The organism is Bacillus cereus group sp. BfR-BA-01382 (assembly GCF_022663475.1).
GTDB lineage: Bacteria > Bacillota > Bacilli > Bacillales > Bacillaceae_G > Bacillus_A > Bacillus_A thuringiensis_S.
Map to the genome: position 1 here is coordinate 1 of NZ_JAKUFQ010000131.1, position 13717 is coordinate 13717.

The following is a 13717-nucleotide window of genomic DNA, read 5'->3' on the forward strand; positions in this document are numbered from 1 at the left end:
TAACATCAAACCAGTCGATACCCAATATATAAAGAACTTACTGTTATTAAAGTGTTAAAGCATAAACGATGTAATTATCAATGGTACTAATAGAAAAACTAATTGTTATTGAAATAACGTTTTGCGTATCATATGAGTACATTGTTGAATTTAAACTATATGTTATTAAAAAGAAAAGCAGAGATAATTCTCTGCTTATTTCAATTCAGCCATTAAATCCTTAACATCCATCCCCAACTTATTTGCAAGTTGTTCTAATTTTGAGAGTTGAATGGACTCGCCTGTTTTTTCCTTGTTTTCATATTCGTAATCAAACTGTTTCATTGACTCAGAGACACGTTCTTGAGAAGGGTCGGCATAAAATCTTCTCGTTGTTTCCGCGGACCCGTGTCCTAACACCTGTGCCGTCAAATACATATCCTGATAGGTATTGTAATGATTTGTTCCAAATGTACGTCTAAAAACGTGTGGTGTTATCTTTATATCTAAACCACTACGAACTCTATATTTCTCCAACATTAAACGAACGGTTCTTTCATTCATCCGTTTTTTATGTAGAGAAACAAATAGGGCCTTTGCATCTTCTTTTTTTACATCGGTTAATTTCTTTCTCTCTACAAGATAAGCTGTTAAATCATCAAGAATCCTTCCTGGCATTGGAATAGCTTGTTCATCTCCACCTTTTCTTATGACCACGAGCATCTGCTTTTCTATATATACATCATCTATATCCAACTGAACCAATTCGGATACTCGAATACCCGTATAAGCCATAGTTAATACCATAATGTAATCTCTAAATTTAACCTTTTTATGAAAGCTTTCTTTTCTTGTGTTTTCAATCTGTACATCTTCCAAAATCGTCTGGAAGAATCTCTCTATATCTTGAGGACTCAATCTATTTTTGATTTTCGCTTTCGTTGGTACTTTCATTTCAATACCTGCTGTTACATCTTTGGATAATCGCTTTTGCTTAAATAAATACCCAAAAAACTTATGTAAAGTAGCAAGTTTTCTTGATTTCCCACTGGATGTATTCGTGAATTCTTGTGTGGTTTCTTTACCTTTTGAAGTAAAAAAGGTTTTTGAATAATGTGTTAAGTAATCCATAAAATCAATAATATCTCTATCTCGTAAAGAATCTAAATCTACTGTTGTAATATCCCTGGTATGGCTTGCTGAAACTTTGTTGTCGAGCAGAAGAAAATCAAAAAACAGATTCAGGTCTTTAGCATATTCGATACGAGTGTTTAATTCTTTTGATGTTTCTAATGAATAAATGAAGTCCACTGCACAGTCAGGAAGAGAGAGGAGCTTTTTTCGTAATTTCTCTTGACGTTTAATTTCAATATCCTTCTTCATGTTTAAACCTCCTCAGGTTATAGAATTCTTCTATTTGAAACAAAACCTTTGTTTAGAATTGTAAGTCCATAAAAAATCTCTTTTCATATTACGAGATAGTAGGGAAGATAATATTTTAATATCGAGTGAATAAAAATACTAAATAAATGTATTTTCTTGCAGAATGTTCGGGGTTTATATTTTTAAAAGTGCATAAAAATAAATAACACCAAAGTTGATAGAAGGGAGGAGACCTCCAAAATTCACGCCATATTAAAAAGATGACGACTCTATTTTTCTATCTCATAAAAAGATTCAAAAATAGGGAGGACGTAATACATACATTTCTCAGTGTAATACTTATCGTTATGTTCATAACTTTTAAAAGTTAAACATCTGAGGAAATTCTTTCCCAACACTAATATACAATAGAAGCGTAAAAAAAACAAGAACTAATGTTCGTATTTATTCCGAAAAATACTATTTTCGACATATTTTTACAATAGTTGATGATAAAAATAGAGATTCATTTAGAATCTCCATGAATTTCTTTGTATAGATAGTTGTAGAGAGATACGATGGTTTTGAATTGATTGTTACTATTAAGATGGGTAGTTAATAAAGAATCGTGCCATTCCCGAATCCTTGATGCTATCTGATAACTTTCATTTCTTCGATAGAGGTTGTATTTTTCAATGTCCTCTTGATAGGAGAGATAGGCAGGAAGTTTTTGCTTAGGCGAATTCATCTCTTTAAATGTCATTCCTCGTAAATAGTTCTTAAGAGGAATACACTCTTTATAGGGGGCGATAAGTTCTTTATCATGCATTTTTAGCAGTTGTTTGATTTGTTTATAAGAAGAAGTGGAATCGTCTTTCATTCGCTTATCTCTAATCTCATTGAATTGTGATAAATCTTTAGCGTGTTTTGCCATGCTACGAGGTGTTCCATATAGTAGGTCAGCGCAAATTCCAGTTAATACATATTTTTCTTTAATCTGAGGAGCAGTGTATAGAAAAGGATAAATACATTGTATGGCTGTTTTCTTTTTAACATTAAATGTTTCAATGATATATCTAACGTCTGCTTCTAACTGAGTAACTGATACATCTTCAATTGGAATCTCAGTTAATTTTAAATTAAAAATATCTGCTATTCTTCTGCTACATTCTATATCTGAAGAAATGTAGTTTTTTAGATAGAACGTATAAAGAGTTGGACGGATGCCAATTTCTAAGCAGGATAACAAAAGAGATAAACTATCCATTCCTCCACTAAATAAAAGAGCCACGCTATTTTTATTGTATATAGTTTCTTCTAAATACTCGTTTATATATTGTTTTAACATATCAAAAAACCTCCTAATATCTGTTGTAAATTAAGCTTATACCAGATAGGAAGTAGATTCGATAGCATGTGAGCTTGATGCTGTTTTAGGTTGTCAATTTGTCTGATTGTATGGTTTTGCTATTCTATTGGTTGCAATTGAACCCAATGGTTCCATGAGTAATGTTTTACATGTTTGTAGGGTGCTGTATGTACTGGTAAGATAGATATCTTCGGAATAGAGTGATTAGGGAAGAATTGAGCTAATGTTAAATCGACATAAAACTCATCTTCTATAAGAATCCAAGTGTGATGTTGTTGAGATACATACCCTTCACAAATGCGAATAGTATTAAGTGCAGATTCTTTATTTTCAATTGCCGATGCTAATTTATATAAGATATACATTGTTGCTTGTCTGCAAGCCAAATGAGTTGCTTCTGCATAGGGGACGGATGTACTTCTCTGACACTGTGTAAGAAATTCATTTATATTTAATACAGAGAGTATTTGTGTGTATATAGGGTTTTGCCTGATTTGAACATCATGAATGGAAATAAATTCGTTTAGAAAATTCATTTGTATCTCCTTTAAAAAGAGGTTTTATATGTAAGTATTCCCAAGTTAAAAAACAAAAATTCTATCTGCCCAGAAATAAAATTCCTAATATTCCCAAAATACAGATAAATATTTCTACAGTTGTAATATATTAACATTAAAGTAAATTGTGTTACAGTTGATATGTAAGTTATAAAACTATCAAGGGGGAATTAGTATGTTTAAGAAATTAGTAGTTGGAACATTAGCAACTGGTATCGTATTAACGGGAGGAATTGGTTCTGCATCGGCAAGTACAGAAGGTGTAGAGAATACAAAACAAGTGGCACCAATTGCACAAGAAATTAAATTAGAAACAAACTACTCATCAACTAACAATCAGTATGGTTTCACTTATACTTGGGACTCAAATCGCCAGGTTTATAAAACTTATGATTTCTATAGACATGATGGTGTGTTTGCGAGCTATTTTGAGAGCGAAGGAATCAAATGGTACTTCAAAGGGAAAGTTAGAGACTTACCAGGTGGCGGTGCATTAGGTCATTATGAAGGTAAAAAATAAAGTTTGATAAAAAAGACACTCAATTGAGTGTCTTTTCGTGACTTGAACCACTTTTAATAATATTAATTTCATTTTAGTCTATATATGAAGATTTTAAACTTCATCACCTTCAGAAATAAGTTTTACATATAACTCTTTCCAAAGTGATAGTAATTTTTCATCATCCATATCTGAGGGTAACTCAATTCGATAACCTTTTTGTAAATAGCAATCGACATCATCATGAAAATTAAGTTTTAATTCTTTAGCAACTGATTGAACACGTTTTTTTCTTTCTATATCTTCAGTTTCCTTGAACACCAGAACAGGAGCAAAACTAAACTTAGCATGAGTATGTTCTGATTTTATTCCTGAACAGGAAGATAATGTTTGAAATCCTTTTTGATTTAATGAGTGAACAATAGGAGCAATGCTTTTATCTATTAATCCAATTCCATCTACATGCACTGCATCTCCACCTTGATATAACCCTAATAGTAAATCAATAAAATCATCATCTGTATTAGGTGGAGCTTGCTTCTTTAGTTCTTTGGCATATTCTTTTACTTGTTCCATAGACTCAAATATATCTTTATTTGCCATAATCAAACTCCTTTCTATCTAACAAATAAAAAAACAAGAGCAAGAATATATCCTGCTCTTGCTACTGTTAGAATGAAGCTAAACTAACGTGATAAGAAGTATCTGCATCTTCCATATCCTCAATTGTTTTTTGTACTTTTTCTGCAAAATCATGTAATTCAACATCTACAATCTCGATAGATTCTTTATCAGTAATTGTACCAACTAATTCATTGATTGTATCATCAACTTCAACGTAGGATACAACTGTTAAAAGATTCGTACCTTCATGAGTTTCAATGTTTGCAATCGTACCTGGACGAGATGACTTTGCATTGTTTAAAGCTAAAACACCGAATGCGAAGTCTTTAGGAATTGCAAATCCCTCAATTGTATATTTAAACCCTTGAACTTTTTTCATTTTGCATATCTCCTTTTGAATTCATTTTTTTTAAATACCTAATTTATTGTAATCCTTATATTATAGACTTGGACAATATATGTATTACGATTTCTCATAAAATCATATCACATCTTATGAATCGTGTGGTAATGATATTTAACAGGCTGTTTACTTCGTATTACTTGGTTTATTTGTCGGATGCATGTAACCTTGTTTAAGGTTAGGAATTACTTCATATAAGTCTTCTGCATCGTTTAGTAGTTCTTCAATTTTAGAGATTTGCAATTCTCTCATTCTTGAATAAAAATCTTTATCTATCTGAACAAAAGAGTAATATCCTCTATCATCTTTAATTCCATATAAAACGTTGTAAACTTTAAAAGCACGATTTCTATCTTCAGCACCAGGAGAAGGGGTAATATCTTTAATTGATTGCTCAATTTCCTCCACCTGCGTCTTCATTTCTTGTAAGCGATTAGGTTCCCAATGACTCAAGTCATTTTCCTTTGGGTCTAAAACGCTATTTGTATCCATATGGAAAGGGGTATTTTTATCATTTTCTTCACAGGTTTCACAATGTAAGCTTACAATATGAACATCCTTAATAGCATAGTCTTTCCAAATTCTTCGATAAATCTCTTGAATAACTACTTGTGGAAGAACTTCCTGTGTACTGCACTCTACGGAATAACCATGGTTTTCACCGATTCTTTTTGCTGTTTCAACAATAAATGATTCCCAGGTTACCAGTGCACTGTTTAAATCTTTTTCATTGCATTCCATAGTAGAACTACCTCATTTCTATGTATCTTATAGTTTCTTTAGCAATTTTGTTAATTTTTCTTTTAATAATTCAGTGGAAGCAGAACTATCACCATACCAACCATTTACATTACCTTCATCATAAAGCTCATACTGTTTTAAATCATTCGTATCTACAATGTGATAAAAATCAAATTTCTGAATCCATTCGTTCATTTTTACTTCGAATTCTTTTATGGTACTAAATGCAAATAAAAAGTCATCAAACCCACCAGAAGGGAAGCTTTTATTAAACGCAAATAGCATAAAACGTTTTTGTTCCATGTTTCTTAACTCCTTATTTTTTCAAGATTGAATTATTTCGTTTTGCTTTACAGGCTTTACAGAACTTACACAGACGAGTTTTTGATTCCTTATCCGTATAATTGCCTTTACATATTGCACAAATCTTCATATCTGCACCTCATTAGATAAAAAAAGAGACATTTGTATTGAGAAGCAACCGATAAATGTCTCTTTCTTATAATTAATTGGTTAAATTGCTTATTTCTTTAGGTAAGTCATGATTTTCTGTATTATTGCCTATAATTTCGAATCGGTCCGCTAAATCATTTAAATAAAAGTAACTTTGATATCCATTTAATTTAACAGCCATAAAAGCACCTTTATCCTCTCGATAAACAACTTCTCTTAATTCTCCACGCCAGTAAAATAAATCACCGTTATATGCTTCTTTACTATTTTTATCATTGATTCCTGTATATTGTCCCATAGAACCTAATTCGCACTCAATAGGAGTTGAATTGGTGTACAGAAGAGCTTTAGCATCACTAACTTTCCATCCATGACCATAATGCCAACTGTTGGTTTCTAAAGAGAATCCTCTAAATTTAGGCTGATTCAATGTATCTCCTCCTAATCATTAGTTTATAAAATATTGTTCACCTAATTATTGAATTGCTACAGAATTTACTATTTGTTATTGAGCTTCTTGTACAACATTTCCTGTGTTTTTGATGCTCCATGTGGATTTTGACCCGCTTGATTATAAGAAGGATGGTTCGGATGTGCATCAATTAGGTCATTGTAAATTTTACGGCCATCGTTTGGCACACAAACCGTTCCTACATATTCATAGGTAGGTAGAGCTTTTCCGAATGCTCTTGTCTCGGAATTGGGTTGTTTCATGTTTTCTATCATAAGTTCAGTTAGTAACTCTCGTTGTTTTTGCATGTCAGTGATTTTTTGTTCATGAATCATTTCTCGTGCTTGCAAGTCTGCAATAAAGGTACTTCCATCAAATAGATATTCATCCTTATAGACTAACCAACAGTGATGAACAGGACGACTTCCTGATAAAAGCCAACCTACATATGTTTTTAAATCTTCTTGGGGAATACCTGCTTCTAAAAGACCTGCATATACTCGTTCTGTATTTCGATAGCAATATCCAGTCATTAGCTCTTGTTCATCAAAAACCTTCTTAATCGTCTCAAAATGCTCGACTTCAGGTGTTAATGGTTTTGTATTAGCGAAGCAGAAGAATGCGATTGTACGCTTGTTTGTGAGGGGATATAGCTTAGATGGAACTGTTACATTCCCTTCACGAGATTTAATCATTATTTTATCTTTACGAACCTTTAAATAAGGTGCGTATTGTTCTAAGAATTCTTGTGTAGAAGCATTTAATTGAATCATGTCATAATCCTTTCTGAAAGAGGGTTATTTTAATTTTATGGTTTGATTCGAATTACTTACGATTAATATTTATTTGAAGCTCCAATTGGTCACCAACTTGAAGTGTATTCATATTCATTTGTTTTAGTAATTCATCCATCATTCGCATATCAAGTAAATGATACGTTGTTTTTATACTTTGGTCAAAGGTTCTACCATCCTTTAAATTCGGTATATTCCCAACCTGTATGTGTAGATTCACAATGTTTGAAGCTGGCTCCATATAAAATCGTCTTTCAGGAAATTTAGCACATATTTTTGAAAGGGAATCGAGTGCATTCATATAAGATAAGTTATCTTCAATAATTATTTTTTCTATTTTTGTTTCTTCCATGACTCTATATTGTGTATCTGGTTCCATAATCTCATCTCATTTCATTCCTAAGGGTAGAAGCATAATAGTAAAAAAGACACATCCTATCATTAATAAAATCCGTACTTTATTGGATGATGTAATACGTTTTAAATTAATGTCAGTTATAAATAAAAAGAGCAATATGTTTTGTACTCCATAAATAAGCCACATAAAAAAAGGGTATTGGATACTTATGAATTGCTTATAAGCATACAGTATTTGAATCATGTTTAATACTCCATTTCTTGTTGAATAGCAATCGTTTCAAAACCATCATGACATTTGATTCTCCAACGACATCCAGTAGGAATAGCTACAATTTCGAAAGGATTCGTTTTTTCTTCTAATAAGTTGTCATAGTCATTACTGGCATCAGTTCCAAGGGTTTTGATGGCATCAATGACATCTGTATTTGTACGGAAAGGAATATCATCTGTTCCGTGCTTAAACCAGTTAATATGATAGCCTTCTTTTGCGTAACCAAATTTTGTTCCAGGAGCCTTATAAATAATATCTGCATCAGCATCTAAAGGTTTATGTTCCTCGGTAAAAGTGGTACAAGACCAGTTTCGTTCTTTCATTAACCATTCCACAGCTTTAGAAGAAAGAGAAAACACACCATATTTTCTATATAGGACAATTTCTTTACTCACGTTCTATCTCTTTACTCACGTTCTATCACCTCATAATTTTCATTAACTATAGTTTACAACAATATTAATTTATTGTAAAATATAATTTACTTAAAACTTCAGGAAAAATATAATCTTGAATATTTGTTTTTCTTCTTATCTATAATAAATAGATTTATAAATGATAGGTGAATTTCAAATTCGTATAAATAGGGAGAGAATAAAATGACAAATACAGCTTATAACCAAGTAAAAGAAGACGAATCGAAAATTTTACAGGTTAAAATGTATGAAGAAGTAAAGGAAGGTTTTTCAATTTTTAGCGATAATAGAGTTGAGATTATTGGAGAGCAAACTATGTCGATAGACGGAAAGATATTAGAGCAGTATCTTTATAATATAGATGGTTATACTCCTGATAATGGTAAACCGTTTGTGTCTCTTAAATCAAACATTATTTTACTTTAAAAGACATTGATTCATTTTAAGTATAAACATTGGAGGATTTTATAATGATAAATTTTAAAGAGAAATTATCGGAAGATGCAGACGTTTCAGTGGAGGCATTTGAAAAGTTTCATACATTTTTAGACAAGAATTTATTTGGAGAACTACCAGAAGGAACAATTGTTGAATTGAATTGTGCATACACAACGCTAAGTTATCTGAATGTAAGGTATGTTATTCGTGTTCCAAATCAGGCAGTTTTGAGTCTAATTGTATTAGGCTTTAAATCATTTACTGGAGAAGAACGATTCATTCATACTGATTTTTTAAGAGGCGATTGTGCAATTGTAAATAATGCTATAACCAAAACATTATGGGGTGTAAATCTTTTTGAAGGAGAATTCCAGAAGTATAAAGAGATTTTATACAATCAAATAATTCCGTTGTGCGAGAAGTATAAATATCAAGCATTGCAAAATTAAGACATTGATTCATTTCGATGTCTTTTTTTATCGTCTCAAAATGATAAGTATTCTTTACTTAATGAGATATATGGTTATTTATTCCGAAAAGTTACGTTTTCACCATAAATAAGAAATCGGTAAAAATCATCAAAAACTCTCCTTTTCTGACTATAAACTCTTTTATCTTATATTTTTAGGATTTCGATAAAATTATCAAACATGAAAATATTTAACCTTAGATTGTCTGTTAGTAAATCTGATTGTTAAACGATGGTTGAATTTATGCTTTGTATATAAAAAAGACCCCAACAAGAGGTCTAAAGGTTTTTGATAATAGATAATTATGTATGCAATCTCCTCAATTTATTTTACGAATATATACTGCATATTTGTGACTCTGTGATTCACCCAATTATTATAATTGTTTTCATTTCCAAAAGAGATTTCCTGAAATCCTTCTTTAGCTTCTTTACATAGTTCTTTATTTTGATAATGGGAAAATACGCTATATTTTTTGTAAGTTAAATCTTTATCCTGTAAATATAAGATAACTTCATCCATGAATCCTTCTAATTGCTTTTTATTTTTCAAGTTTTTAATTAGTAGGTCCATTTGAATATTTAATTGTAAAGAATGAATGTCATTAGCAAATGGTATAATATATTTTTCTATTTTTTCATCATAGTAAGTTAGAAGATTACATCCATCATTTTTATGGACATCATAATACACATTTGATGCAGTTATAAATAAATTCATATATTTATTTGTTGTTATGCCAATGTTTGGTTTTAATACATCATATATATTTAATTGTTTTTGACATTTACCATTTCCGTTCCAGTAAATGTTTTTCATATGAACTCTCTCCCTTTTTGCTCCCTCATTAGTTTTAATGAATACCTGTCTGTTAATTATCTGTACTTATTATATAATAAATAAAAAAATAAGCCCTATAAAGAGCTTATTTCATAACTTATTCTACCCATGTGAATTTCCAATTGTCTACTCGATGATTTACCCAATCATCGTAATCTTCTTGTAGACCAAAAGTTACTTCTGAAAGGTCCTCTTTCATATTCTTTGATAACTCTTCTTTTTCATTACTAAAGAATACTCGGAATACTTCAAAATTCAAATCCTTGTCTTGTAAATATAAAATAACTTCATCCATAAACGCTTCTAATTTCTTTTCATTCTTGAAGTTTCTAATCAGTGTTTTCATTTGAACGTTTAATCGTAAAGATTTAATATCATCAGCAAAAGGCATAATATATTCTCTTATTCTTTCCTCATAGCAATCTGCAAGATTACATCCACCATTGTTGTAAACATCATAATACACGCTACTTGCAGTAATGAATAAGTTCATATATTGATTGGATGTCATTCCGATATTCGGCATTAATCCATCAAGTTTATCCAATTCCTTTTGATATTTACCATTTCTATTCCAATAAGTGTTTTCCATCATAATTCTCTCCCTTTTTTATCAATTGATTTTAATCAATACCTGTTTCATTATATCTCCGTATTATATGCATAACACAATAAAAATAAGCCCTATTAGAGAGCTTATTTGTAAAATCTATAATTTTTGTCTAACATAATTCTTTTTCATTTCTGCTACAATTTTTATGCTATCTTCCTTAATTGCTCCTGTAAAACATCCCGCAGTTGTGAAAGAGATTTTTTGATTATTTTCATTGTATGTACCATCATCATTTAATTCAATTGCAAGAATCCAATTTTCATAGGATGTTGTTCGATTACCAACCGTGAAATAAGGCAAAGATTCTTTTACTTGTAAAATTAGGTATTGTCTTTGACTACGAGATTCATCGTTATTGGGTTCACCGTGCACAAAATCAAATTCCCCTAAAAACTTTTCATAAACCCATTCATCACTATAATGTCCAACATATATAATACCATTTTTAGTATTACCTTTAATGAAATCATCAGATGTTACAACTTGTCCTTCTTTTAATTTTGTATTCATTAGATTACACTTCCCTTCTCTTTTTTAAGCAAATACAGATGGTTAACGAGCATCTGCTATATGTTCTTGAATAGGTTGTAATTCACCGACAAACTGAAAGGTTTTCATAATGAATTCATCTAAATACTCTCTTGTAATCCCATTGAATTCATCCAATCCTTTATTTAAGTGCATAAGCTCCATGAATGGTTCGCATAAATGGTTATACTTGTCATCTAAGACCTTTGAAAGTGTACGCCAGTGTTCCCCTATGCCACATGGATAGAATGCATCATCCGTTACATCAATTATCCCACGTCTATTATCTGTTTTAATCTGTTTCTGCTCTTTATAGTAGTCCGTAACCAAATCAGGATTACTCGCTAATTCCATTCCCTGTGTCAACGCTTTACTAATAAAGACTTGTAAAAAGTCTTTTGTTTTTTTATCAGTAAATTCAATCCCATATTCTGAAGCGACTTTGTTAAAAATATCATTGGCCACTTTTTCTTCATAGAGCATAAAAGCTTCTTTTAATTGTTCTTCATTCAGACCACGAATCGATTTTTGTTCTCGTTGGAAAAATGTAGTTGTTGTCATGAATAACGCCCTCTCTTTTGCGTAAGTTTACTAACTTTGATTTCTTTTCCTTTATTATCTTCAATAGTTAAGTGCTCCCCAGGATAAAGAATCCTTAATGCTACGTCCAGACCTGTTTCTATGACTTCAAAAGCTTGCATGACTTGTAGCCCTTTTAAGATAGAGACACATTCTTCTAATGAACCTGCTTTTTTTATTGATAATCCTGTATGAATTACGAATGACATATCAAATGCCTTCCTTCTTTTTCTGGTTTTCATTCTTTTGAGGGGTATTTGTTTCCACACGTTTAATACAATCTTTTAACTGCCCCACTAATTTGCTTTTAAATCCCTTAAAATCCATTGTGCATCCTCCCTATTTGGATTTATAACTCATAAGAGTTTATAAGAATCATATGGTTTAATACATTTAAGCCCCTATGACTTCCCCTAAAAACTTGAATTCTCCATGACAATCTTTGTGAATATACTTTTTTTCGTACCCTTTTATTCGAGCTTGTATGTTTTTCCCGCATTTTTTACACTCATAGGAATACACTTTTCTTTTTCTTTCCCCTTTGAATGTAAACGTTCGAGTTCTTGCAGAGCCAACTCTTGCTAATTCCTGTTTGAAATAAGCATCTTTATCTTTATATGGTTTTCCTTGCATAAAACAAACATAATGGACCAGTTCGTGTTTTAAAACGTCAATAATAACATCTTTTTCTTGGTAAGTTACAAAATTTTTAGACAATCGAATTACTTTAGGAATTCTCTCTTTTACGCTTTTAATATAAAACATTCCAAAAGTAGTTGTCATTTTAGAACTAAGTTCAATATTTATGGTTAGTGGAAGTCCATATTCTTTTTGTAAAAAGTCTTTTGCAATTGCTGTTAATTCTTCTACTGAAAATTGCATGTCTTTCCCCTCTATTCTCTATTAATAATCAATTCTATTTTAATATTCCTTCCTCTACAAAACGAAATTGCCCATTGCAATGATTATGAAGATATTTCTTTTCAAAATGCTTCATTCGGTGAAAAAAAGAGTACCCACATTTTTTGCATTCATAATGATAAACAATTCCTTTGTAAGGATATTTCTTTGATTCCAAAACACCTAATCGTTGTAGCTCTTGTTTGAAGTATGGACTACTATCTGTATAAGGTTTTCCATTTACAAAACAGGCATAATGAATCAATTCGTGCTTCAGAATATCCAGAATCGTTTCTTTTTCATGATATAAGAGCAAACTCTCCGACAAACGAATCACTTTCGGTCTACGTTCTCCTGTATACTCGTTTATTTCACCATAAAAAATCCCGAATCTACGAGTCATTCTTTTCGATACTTCGATATTTATCACAAAAGAAATATCATATTCTTTTCTCAAGAATTCTTTTGCAAAGTCGGTTAGTTTTTCTATTGAAATTTTCATCAACCAAATACAACCCCTGTCTATGTATTACACGTTTATAGTAAAATATATTTTACCTCAAGTCAACAAATGTCTTGTTCTCTATCTTTCTTGTTGGTAAAATAACGTATAGAATTTAGTAAATGAAGGGGTTTTTACAGATGTTTTATTTTGGAATCTCAGAAAAAGAAGGATGGTACTATACATCAACGTTTAATGTGTACCAAAAAGTAAACCAGGATGTATATTGCTATGTGAGTCAATATTTTGGCTATTACACGGTTCAATTATATGAACGTGGTACAACAGGTCTATGTACATTAGAAGCACGTTCTAAAGGTGATATTGATGCTCTATTTGCATTAGGTGAACAATGGCTGTCAGAGCATAAAGATTGGGATGAAGAAAATTTAAAAAACAGCCCCTACTCGATTTCACAAATGGAATGGAGAGAGAACTGTTGGGTCTAATTAATTTCAATAACAAATAAGTGCAATATTAACATTTAAGAAAATAGGCTGTACATATGTTTTAATAACATTTAGTTTTTTATAGATGATATCTAACAAGAGTGGTGTTTTAATAACAG

The 13717-nt window shown here is 31.1% G+C and carries 22 protein-coding genes; 4 read left to right on the forward strand and 18 right to left on the reverse strand.

What is annotated here, in order from left to right:
* Positions 1 to 195 precede the first annotated feature (195 nt).
* The 3 genes from MR160_RS30155 to MR160_RS30165 form a co-directional block, all read right to left on the reverse strand.
* Positions 196 to 1362 carry a tyrosine-type recombinase/integrase gene (locus MR160_RS30155; protein WP_242298945.1) on the reverse strand — a complete coding sequence of 389 codons (1167 nt, stop codon included), beginning with the start codon at positions 1360 to 1362 and terminating at the stop codon, positions 196 to 198.
* 505 nt (positions 1363 to 1867) lie between these two features.
* Positions 1868 to 2689 carry an asparagine synthase-related protein gene (locus tag MR160_RS30160; protein ID WP_242298946.1) on the reverse strand — a complete coding sequence of 274 codons (822 nt, stop codon included), beginning with the start codon at positions 2687 to 2689 and terminating at the stop codon, positions 1868 to 1870.
* 119 nt (positions 2690 to 2808) lie between these two features.
* A complete protein-coding gene (locus tag MR160_RS30165) occupies positions 2809 to 3246 on the reverse strand; it encodes a hypothetical protein (RefSeq protein ID WP_242298947.1) in 438 nt (145 codons plus the stop codon).
* Between the two features lie 196 nt (positions 3247 to 3442).
* On the opposite strand from MR160_RS30165, the gene MR160_RS30170 reads away from it, so the two are divergent.
* Positions 3443 to 3787 (forward strand): LCI fold-containing protein, encoded by a 345-nt coding sequence (locus MR160_RS30170; protein WP_086877184.1) that lies wholly within the window; start codon positions 3443 to 3445, stop codon positions 3785 to 3787.
* Positions 3788 to 3880: 93 nt separating this feature from the next.
* On the opposite strand, the gene MR160_RS30175 is transcribed toward MR160_RS30170, so the two are convergent.
* The 8 genes from MR160_RS30175 to MR160_RS30210 all read right to left on the reverse strand — a co-directional run bounded on the left by MR160_RS30175 (position 3881) and on the right by MR160_RS30210 (position 8258).
* Entirely contained in the window at positions 3881 to 4369 is a 489-nt protein-coding gene (locus MR160_RS30175) for a hypothetical protein (protein WP_242298948.1), read from the reverse strand.
* A gap of 67 nt (positions 4370 to 4436) precedes the next feature.
* Positions 4437 to 4769, reverse strand: a complete 333-nt coding sequence (locus MR160_RS30180; protein WP_061662489.1) for a hypothetical protein — start codon at positions 4767 to 4769, stop codon at positions 4437 to 4439.
* 150 nt (positions 4770 to 4919) lie between these two features.
* On the reverse strand, positions 4920 to 5534 hold the full coding sequence (locus MR160_RS30185; RefSeq protein WP_242298949.1) for a hypothetical protein: 615 nt from the start codon (positions 5532 to 5534) through the stop codon (positions 4920 to 4922).
* A gap of 27 nt (positions 5535 to 5561) precedes the next feature.
* The gene (locus tag MR160_RS30190; RefSeq protein WP_242298950.1) at positions 5562 to 5837 is read right to left on the reverse strand and encodes a hypothetical protein; all 276 of its coding nucleotides are present in this window, start codon (positions 5835 to 5837) and stop codon (positions 5562 to 5564) included.
* Between the two features lie 202 nt (positions 5838 to 6039).
* The gene (locus tag MR160_RS30195; protein ID WP_242298951.1) at positions 6040 to 6417 is read right to left on the reverse strand and encodes a YopX family protein; all 378 of its coding nucleotides are present in this window, start codon (positions 6415 to 6417) and stop codon (positions 6040 to 6042) included.
* Between the two features lie 68 nt (positions 6418 to 6485).
* Positions 6486 to 7211, reverse strand: coding sequence for a hypothetical protein (locus MR160_RS30200; RefSeq protein WP_242298952.1), 726 nt, complete (start codon positions 7209 to 7211; stop codon positions 6486 to 6488).
* Positions 7212 to 7263: 52 nt separating this feature from the next.
* Complete coding sequence (locus tag MR160_RS30205) at positions 7264 to 7611, reverse strand: hypothetical protein (protein WP_242298953.1); 348 nt, start codon at positions 7609 to 7611, stop codon at positions 7264 to 7266.
* A gap of 224 nt (positions 7612 to 7835) precedes the next feature.
* Positions 7836 to 8258, reverse strand: a complete 423-nt coding sequence (locus MR160_RS30210; RefSeq protein ID WP_242298954.1) for a hypothetical protein — start codon at positions 8256 to 8258, stop codon at positions 7836 to 7838.
* Between the two features lie 204 nt (positions 8259 to 8462).
* Between MR160_RS30210 and MR160_RS30215 the strand changes: the two genes are divergently transcribed.
* Together MR160_RS30215 and MR160_RS30220 are read left to right on the forward strand one after the other, a co-directional pair.
* Entirely contained in the window at positions 8463 to 8705 is a 243-nt protein-coding gene (locus MR160_RS30215) for a hypothetical protein (protein WP_086877169.1), read from the forward strand.
* A gap of 44 nt (positions 8706 to 8749) precedes the next feature.
* A complete protein-coding gene (locus tag MR160_RS30220) occupies positions 8750 to 9166 on the forward strand; it encodes a hypothetical protein (RefSeq protein WP_086877167.1) in 417 nt (138 codons plus the stop codon).
* A gap of 345 nt (positions 9167 to 9511) precedes the next feature.
* Here the strand turns inward: MR160_RS30220 and MR160_RS30225 are convergent, their stop codons facing one another.
* The 7 genes from MR160_RS30225 to MR160_RS30255 all read right to left on the reverse strand — a co-directional run bounded on the left by MR160_RS30225 (position 9512) and on the right by MR160_RS30255 (position 13149).
* Positions 9512 to 10006 (reverse strand): hypothetical protein, encoded by a 495-nt coding sequence (locus MR160_RS30225; RefSeq protein WP_242298955.1) that lies wholly within the window; start codon positions 10004 to 10006, stop codon positions 9512 to 9514.
* A 118-nt stretch (positions 10007 to 10124) separates the two neighbouring features.
* The gene (locus MR160_RS30230) at positions 10125 to 10619 is read right to left on the reverse strand and encodes a hypothetical protein (RefSeq protein WP_242298956.1); all 495 of its coding nucleotides are present in this window, start codon (positions 10617 to 10619) and stop codon (positions 10125 to 10127) included.
* Positions 10620 to 10736: 117 nt separating this feature from the next.
* Positions 10737 to 11150, reverse strand: coding sequence for a hypothetical protein (locus MR160_RS30235; RefSeq protein ID WP_242298957.1), 414 nt, complete (start codon positions 11148 to 11150; stop codon positions 10737 to 10739).
* A 42-nt stretch (positions 11151 to 11192) separates the two neighbouring features.
* Entirely contained in the window at positions 11193 to 11729 is a 537-nt protein-coding gene (locus MR160_RS30240) for a hypothetical protein (RefSeq protein WP_242298958.1), read from the reverse strand.
* Complete coding sequence (locus MR160_RS30245) at positions 11726 to 11956, reverse strand: hypothetical protein (RefSeq protein ID WP_242298959.1); 231 nt, start codon at positions 11954 to 11956, stop codon at positions 11726 to 11728. The genes MR160_RS30240 and MR160_RS30245 overlap by 4 nt, the downstream gene beginning before the upstream one ends.
* Before the next feature lie 184 nt (positions 11957 to 12140).
* Positions 12141 to 12629 (reverse strand): SprT-like domain-containing protein, encoded by a 489-nt coding sequence (locus MR160_RS30250; RefSeq protein WP_242298960.1) that lies wholly within the window; start codon positions 12627 to 12629, stop codon positions 12141 to 12143.
* A 34-nt stretch (positions 12630 to 12663) separates the two neighbouring features.
* On the reverse strand, positions 12664 to 13149 hold the full coding sequence (locus tag MR160_RS30255; RefSeq protein WP_242298962.1) for a SprT-like domain-containing protein: 486 nt from the start codon (positions 13147 to 13149) through the stop codon (positions 12664 to 12666).
* 140 nt (positions 13150 to 13289) lie between these two features.
* Between MR160_RS30255 and MR160_RS30260 the strand changes: the two genes are divergently transcribed.
* Positions 13290 to 13598, forward strand: coding sequence for a hypothetical protein (locus tag MR160_RS30260; protein WP_242298961.1), 309 nt, complete (start codon positions 13290 to 13292; stop codon positions 13596 to 13598).
* The last annotated feature ends 119 nt before the right edge of the window (positions 13599 to 13717 follow it).

Excerpts from the sequence above, each read along its gene's own strand:
- MR160_RS30155 (WP_242298945.1), bottom strand. The coding sequence starts at position 1,362 with ATGAAGAAGGATATTGAAATTAAACGTCAAGAGAAATTACGAAAAAAG.
- MR160_RS30160 (WP_242298946.1), bottom strand. The coding sequence starts at position 2,689 with ATGTTAAAACAATATATAAACGAGTATTTAGAAGAAACTATATACAAT.
- MR160_RS30165 (WP_242298947.1), bottom strand. The coding sequence starts at position 3,246 with ATGAATTTTCTAAACGAATTTATTTCCATTCATGATGTTCAAATCAGG.
- MR160_RS30170 (WP_086877184.1), top strand. The coding sequence starts at position 3,443 with ATGTTTAAGAAATTAGTAGTTGGAACATTAGCAACTGGTATCGTATTA.
- MR160_RS30175 (WP_242298948.1), bottom strand. The coding sequence starts at position 4,369 with ATGGCAAATAAAGATATATTTGAGTCTATGGAACAAGTAAAAGAATAT.
- MR160_RS30180 (WP_061662489.1), bottom strand. The coding sequence starts at position 4,769 with ATGAAAAAAGTTCAAGGGTTTAAATATACAATTGAGGGATTTGCAATT.
- MR160_RS30185 (WP_242298949.1), bottom strand. The coding sequence starts at position 5,534 with ATGGAATGCAATGAAAAAGATTTAAACAGTGCACTGGTAACCTGGGAA.
- MR160_RS30190 (WP_242298950.1), bottom strand. The coding sequence starts at position 5,837 with ATGGAACAAAAACGTTTTATGCTATTTGCGTTTAATAAAAGCTTCCCT.
- MR160_RS30200 (WP_242298952.1), bottom strand. The coding sequence starts at position 7,211 with ATGATTCAATTAAATGCTTCTACACAAGAATTCTTAGAACAATACGCA.
- MR160_RS30205 (WP_242298953.1), bottom strand. The coding sequence starts at position 7,611 with ATGGAACCAGATACACAATATAGAGTCATGGAAGAAACAAAAATAGAA.
- MR160_RS30215 (WP_086877169.1), top strand. The coding sequence starts at position 8,463 with ATGACAAATACAGCTTATAACCAAGTAAAAGAAGACGAATCGAAAATT.
- MR160_RS30220 (WP_086877167.1), top strand. The coding sequence starts at position 8,750 with ATGATAAATTTTAAAGAGAAATTATCGGAAGATGCAGACGTTTCAGTG.
- MR160_RS30225 (WP_242298955.1), bottom strand. The coding sequence starts at position 10,006 with ATGAAAAACATTTACTGGAACGGAAATGGTAAATGTCAAAAACAATTA.
- MR160_RS30230 (WP_242298956.1), bottom strand. The coding sequence starts at position 10,619 with ATGGAAAACACTTATTGGAATAGAAATGGTAAATATCAAAAGGAATTG.
- MR160_RS30235 (WP_242298957.1), bottom strand. The coding sequence starts at position 11,150 with ATGAATACAAAATTAAAAGAAGGACAAGTTGTAACATCTGATGATTTC.
- MR160_RS30240 (WP_242298958.1), bottom strand. The coding sequence starts at position 11,729 with ATGACAACAACTACATTTTTCCAACGAGAACAAAAATCGATTCGTGGT.
- MR160_RS30245 (WP_242298959.1), bottom strand. The coding sequence starts at position 11,956 with ATGTCATTCGTAATTCATACAGGATTATCAATAAAAAAAGCAGGTTCA.
- MR160_RS30250 (WP_242298960.1), bottom strand. The coding sequence starts at position 12,629 with ATGCAATTTTCAGTAGAAGAATTAACAGCAATTGCAAAAGACTTTTTA.
- MR160_RS30255 (WP_242298962.1), bottom strand. The coding sequence starts at position 13,149 with ATGAAAATTTCAATAGAAAAACTAACCGACTTTGCAAAAGAATTCTTG.
- MR160_RS30260 (WP_242298961.1), top strand. The coding sequence starts at position 13,290 with ATGTTTTATTTTGGAATCTCAGAAAAAGAAGGATGGTACTATACATCA.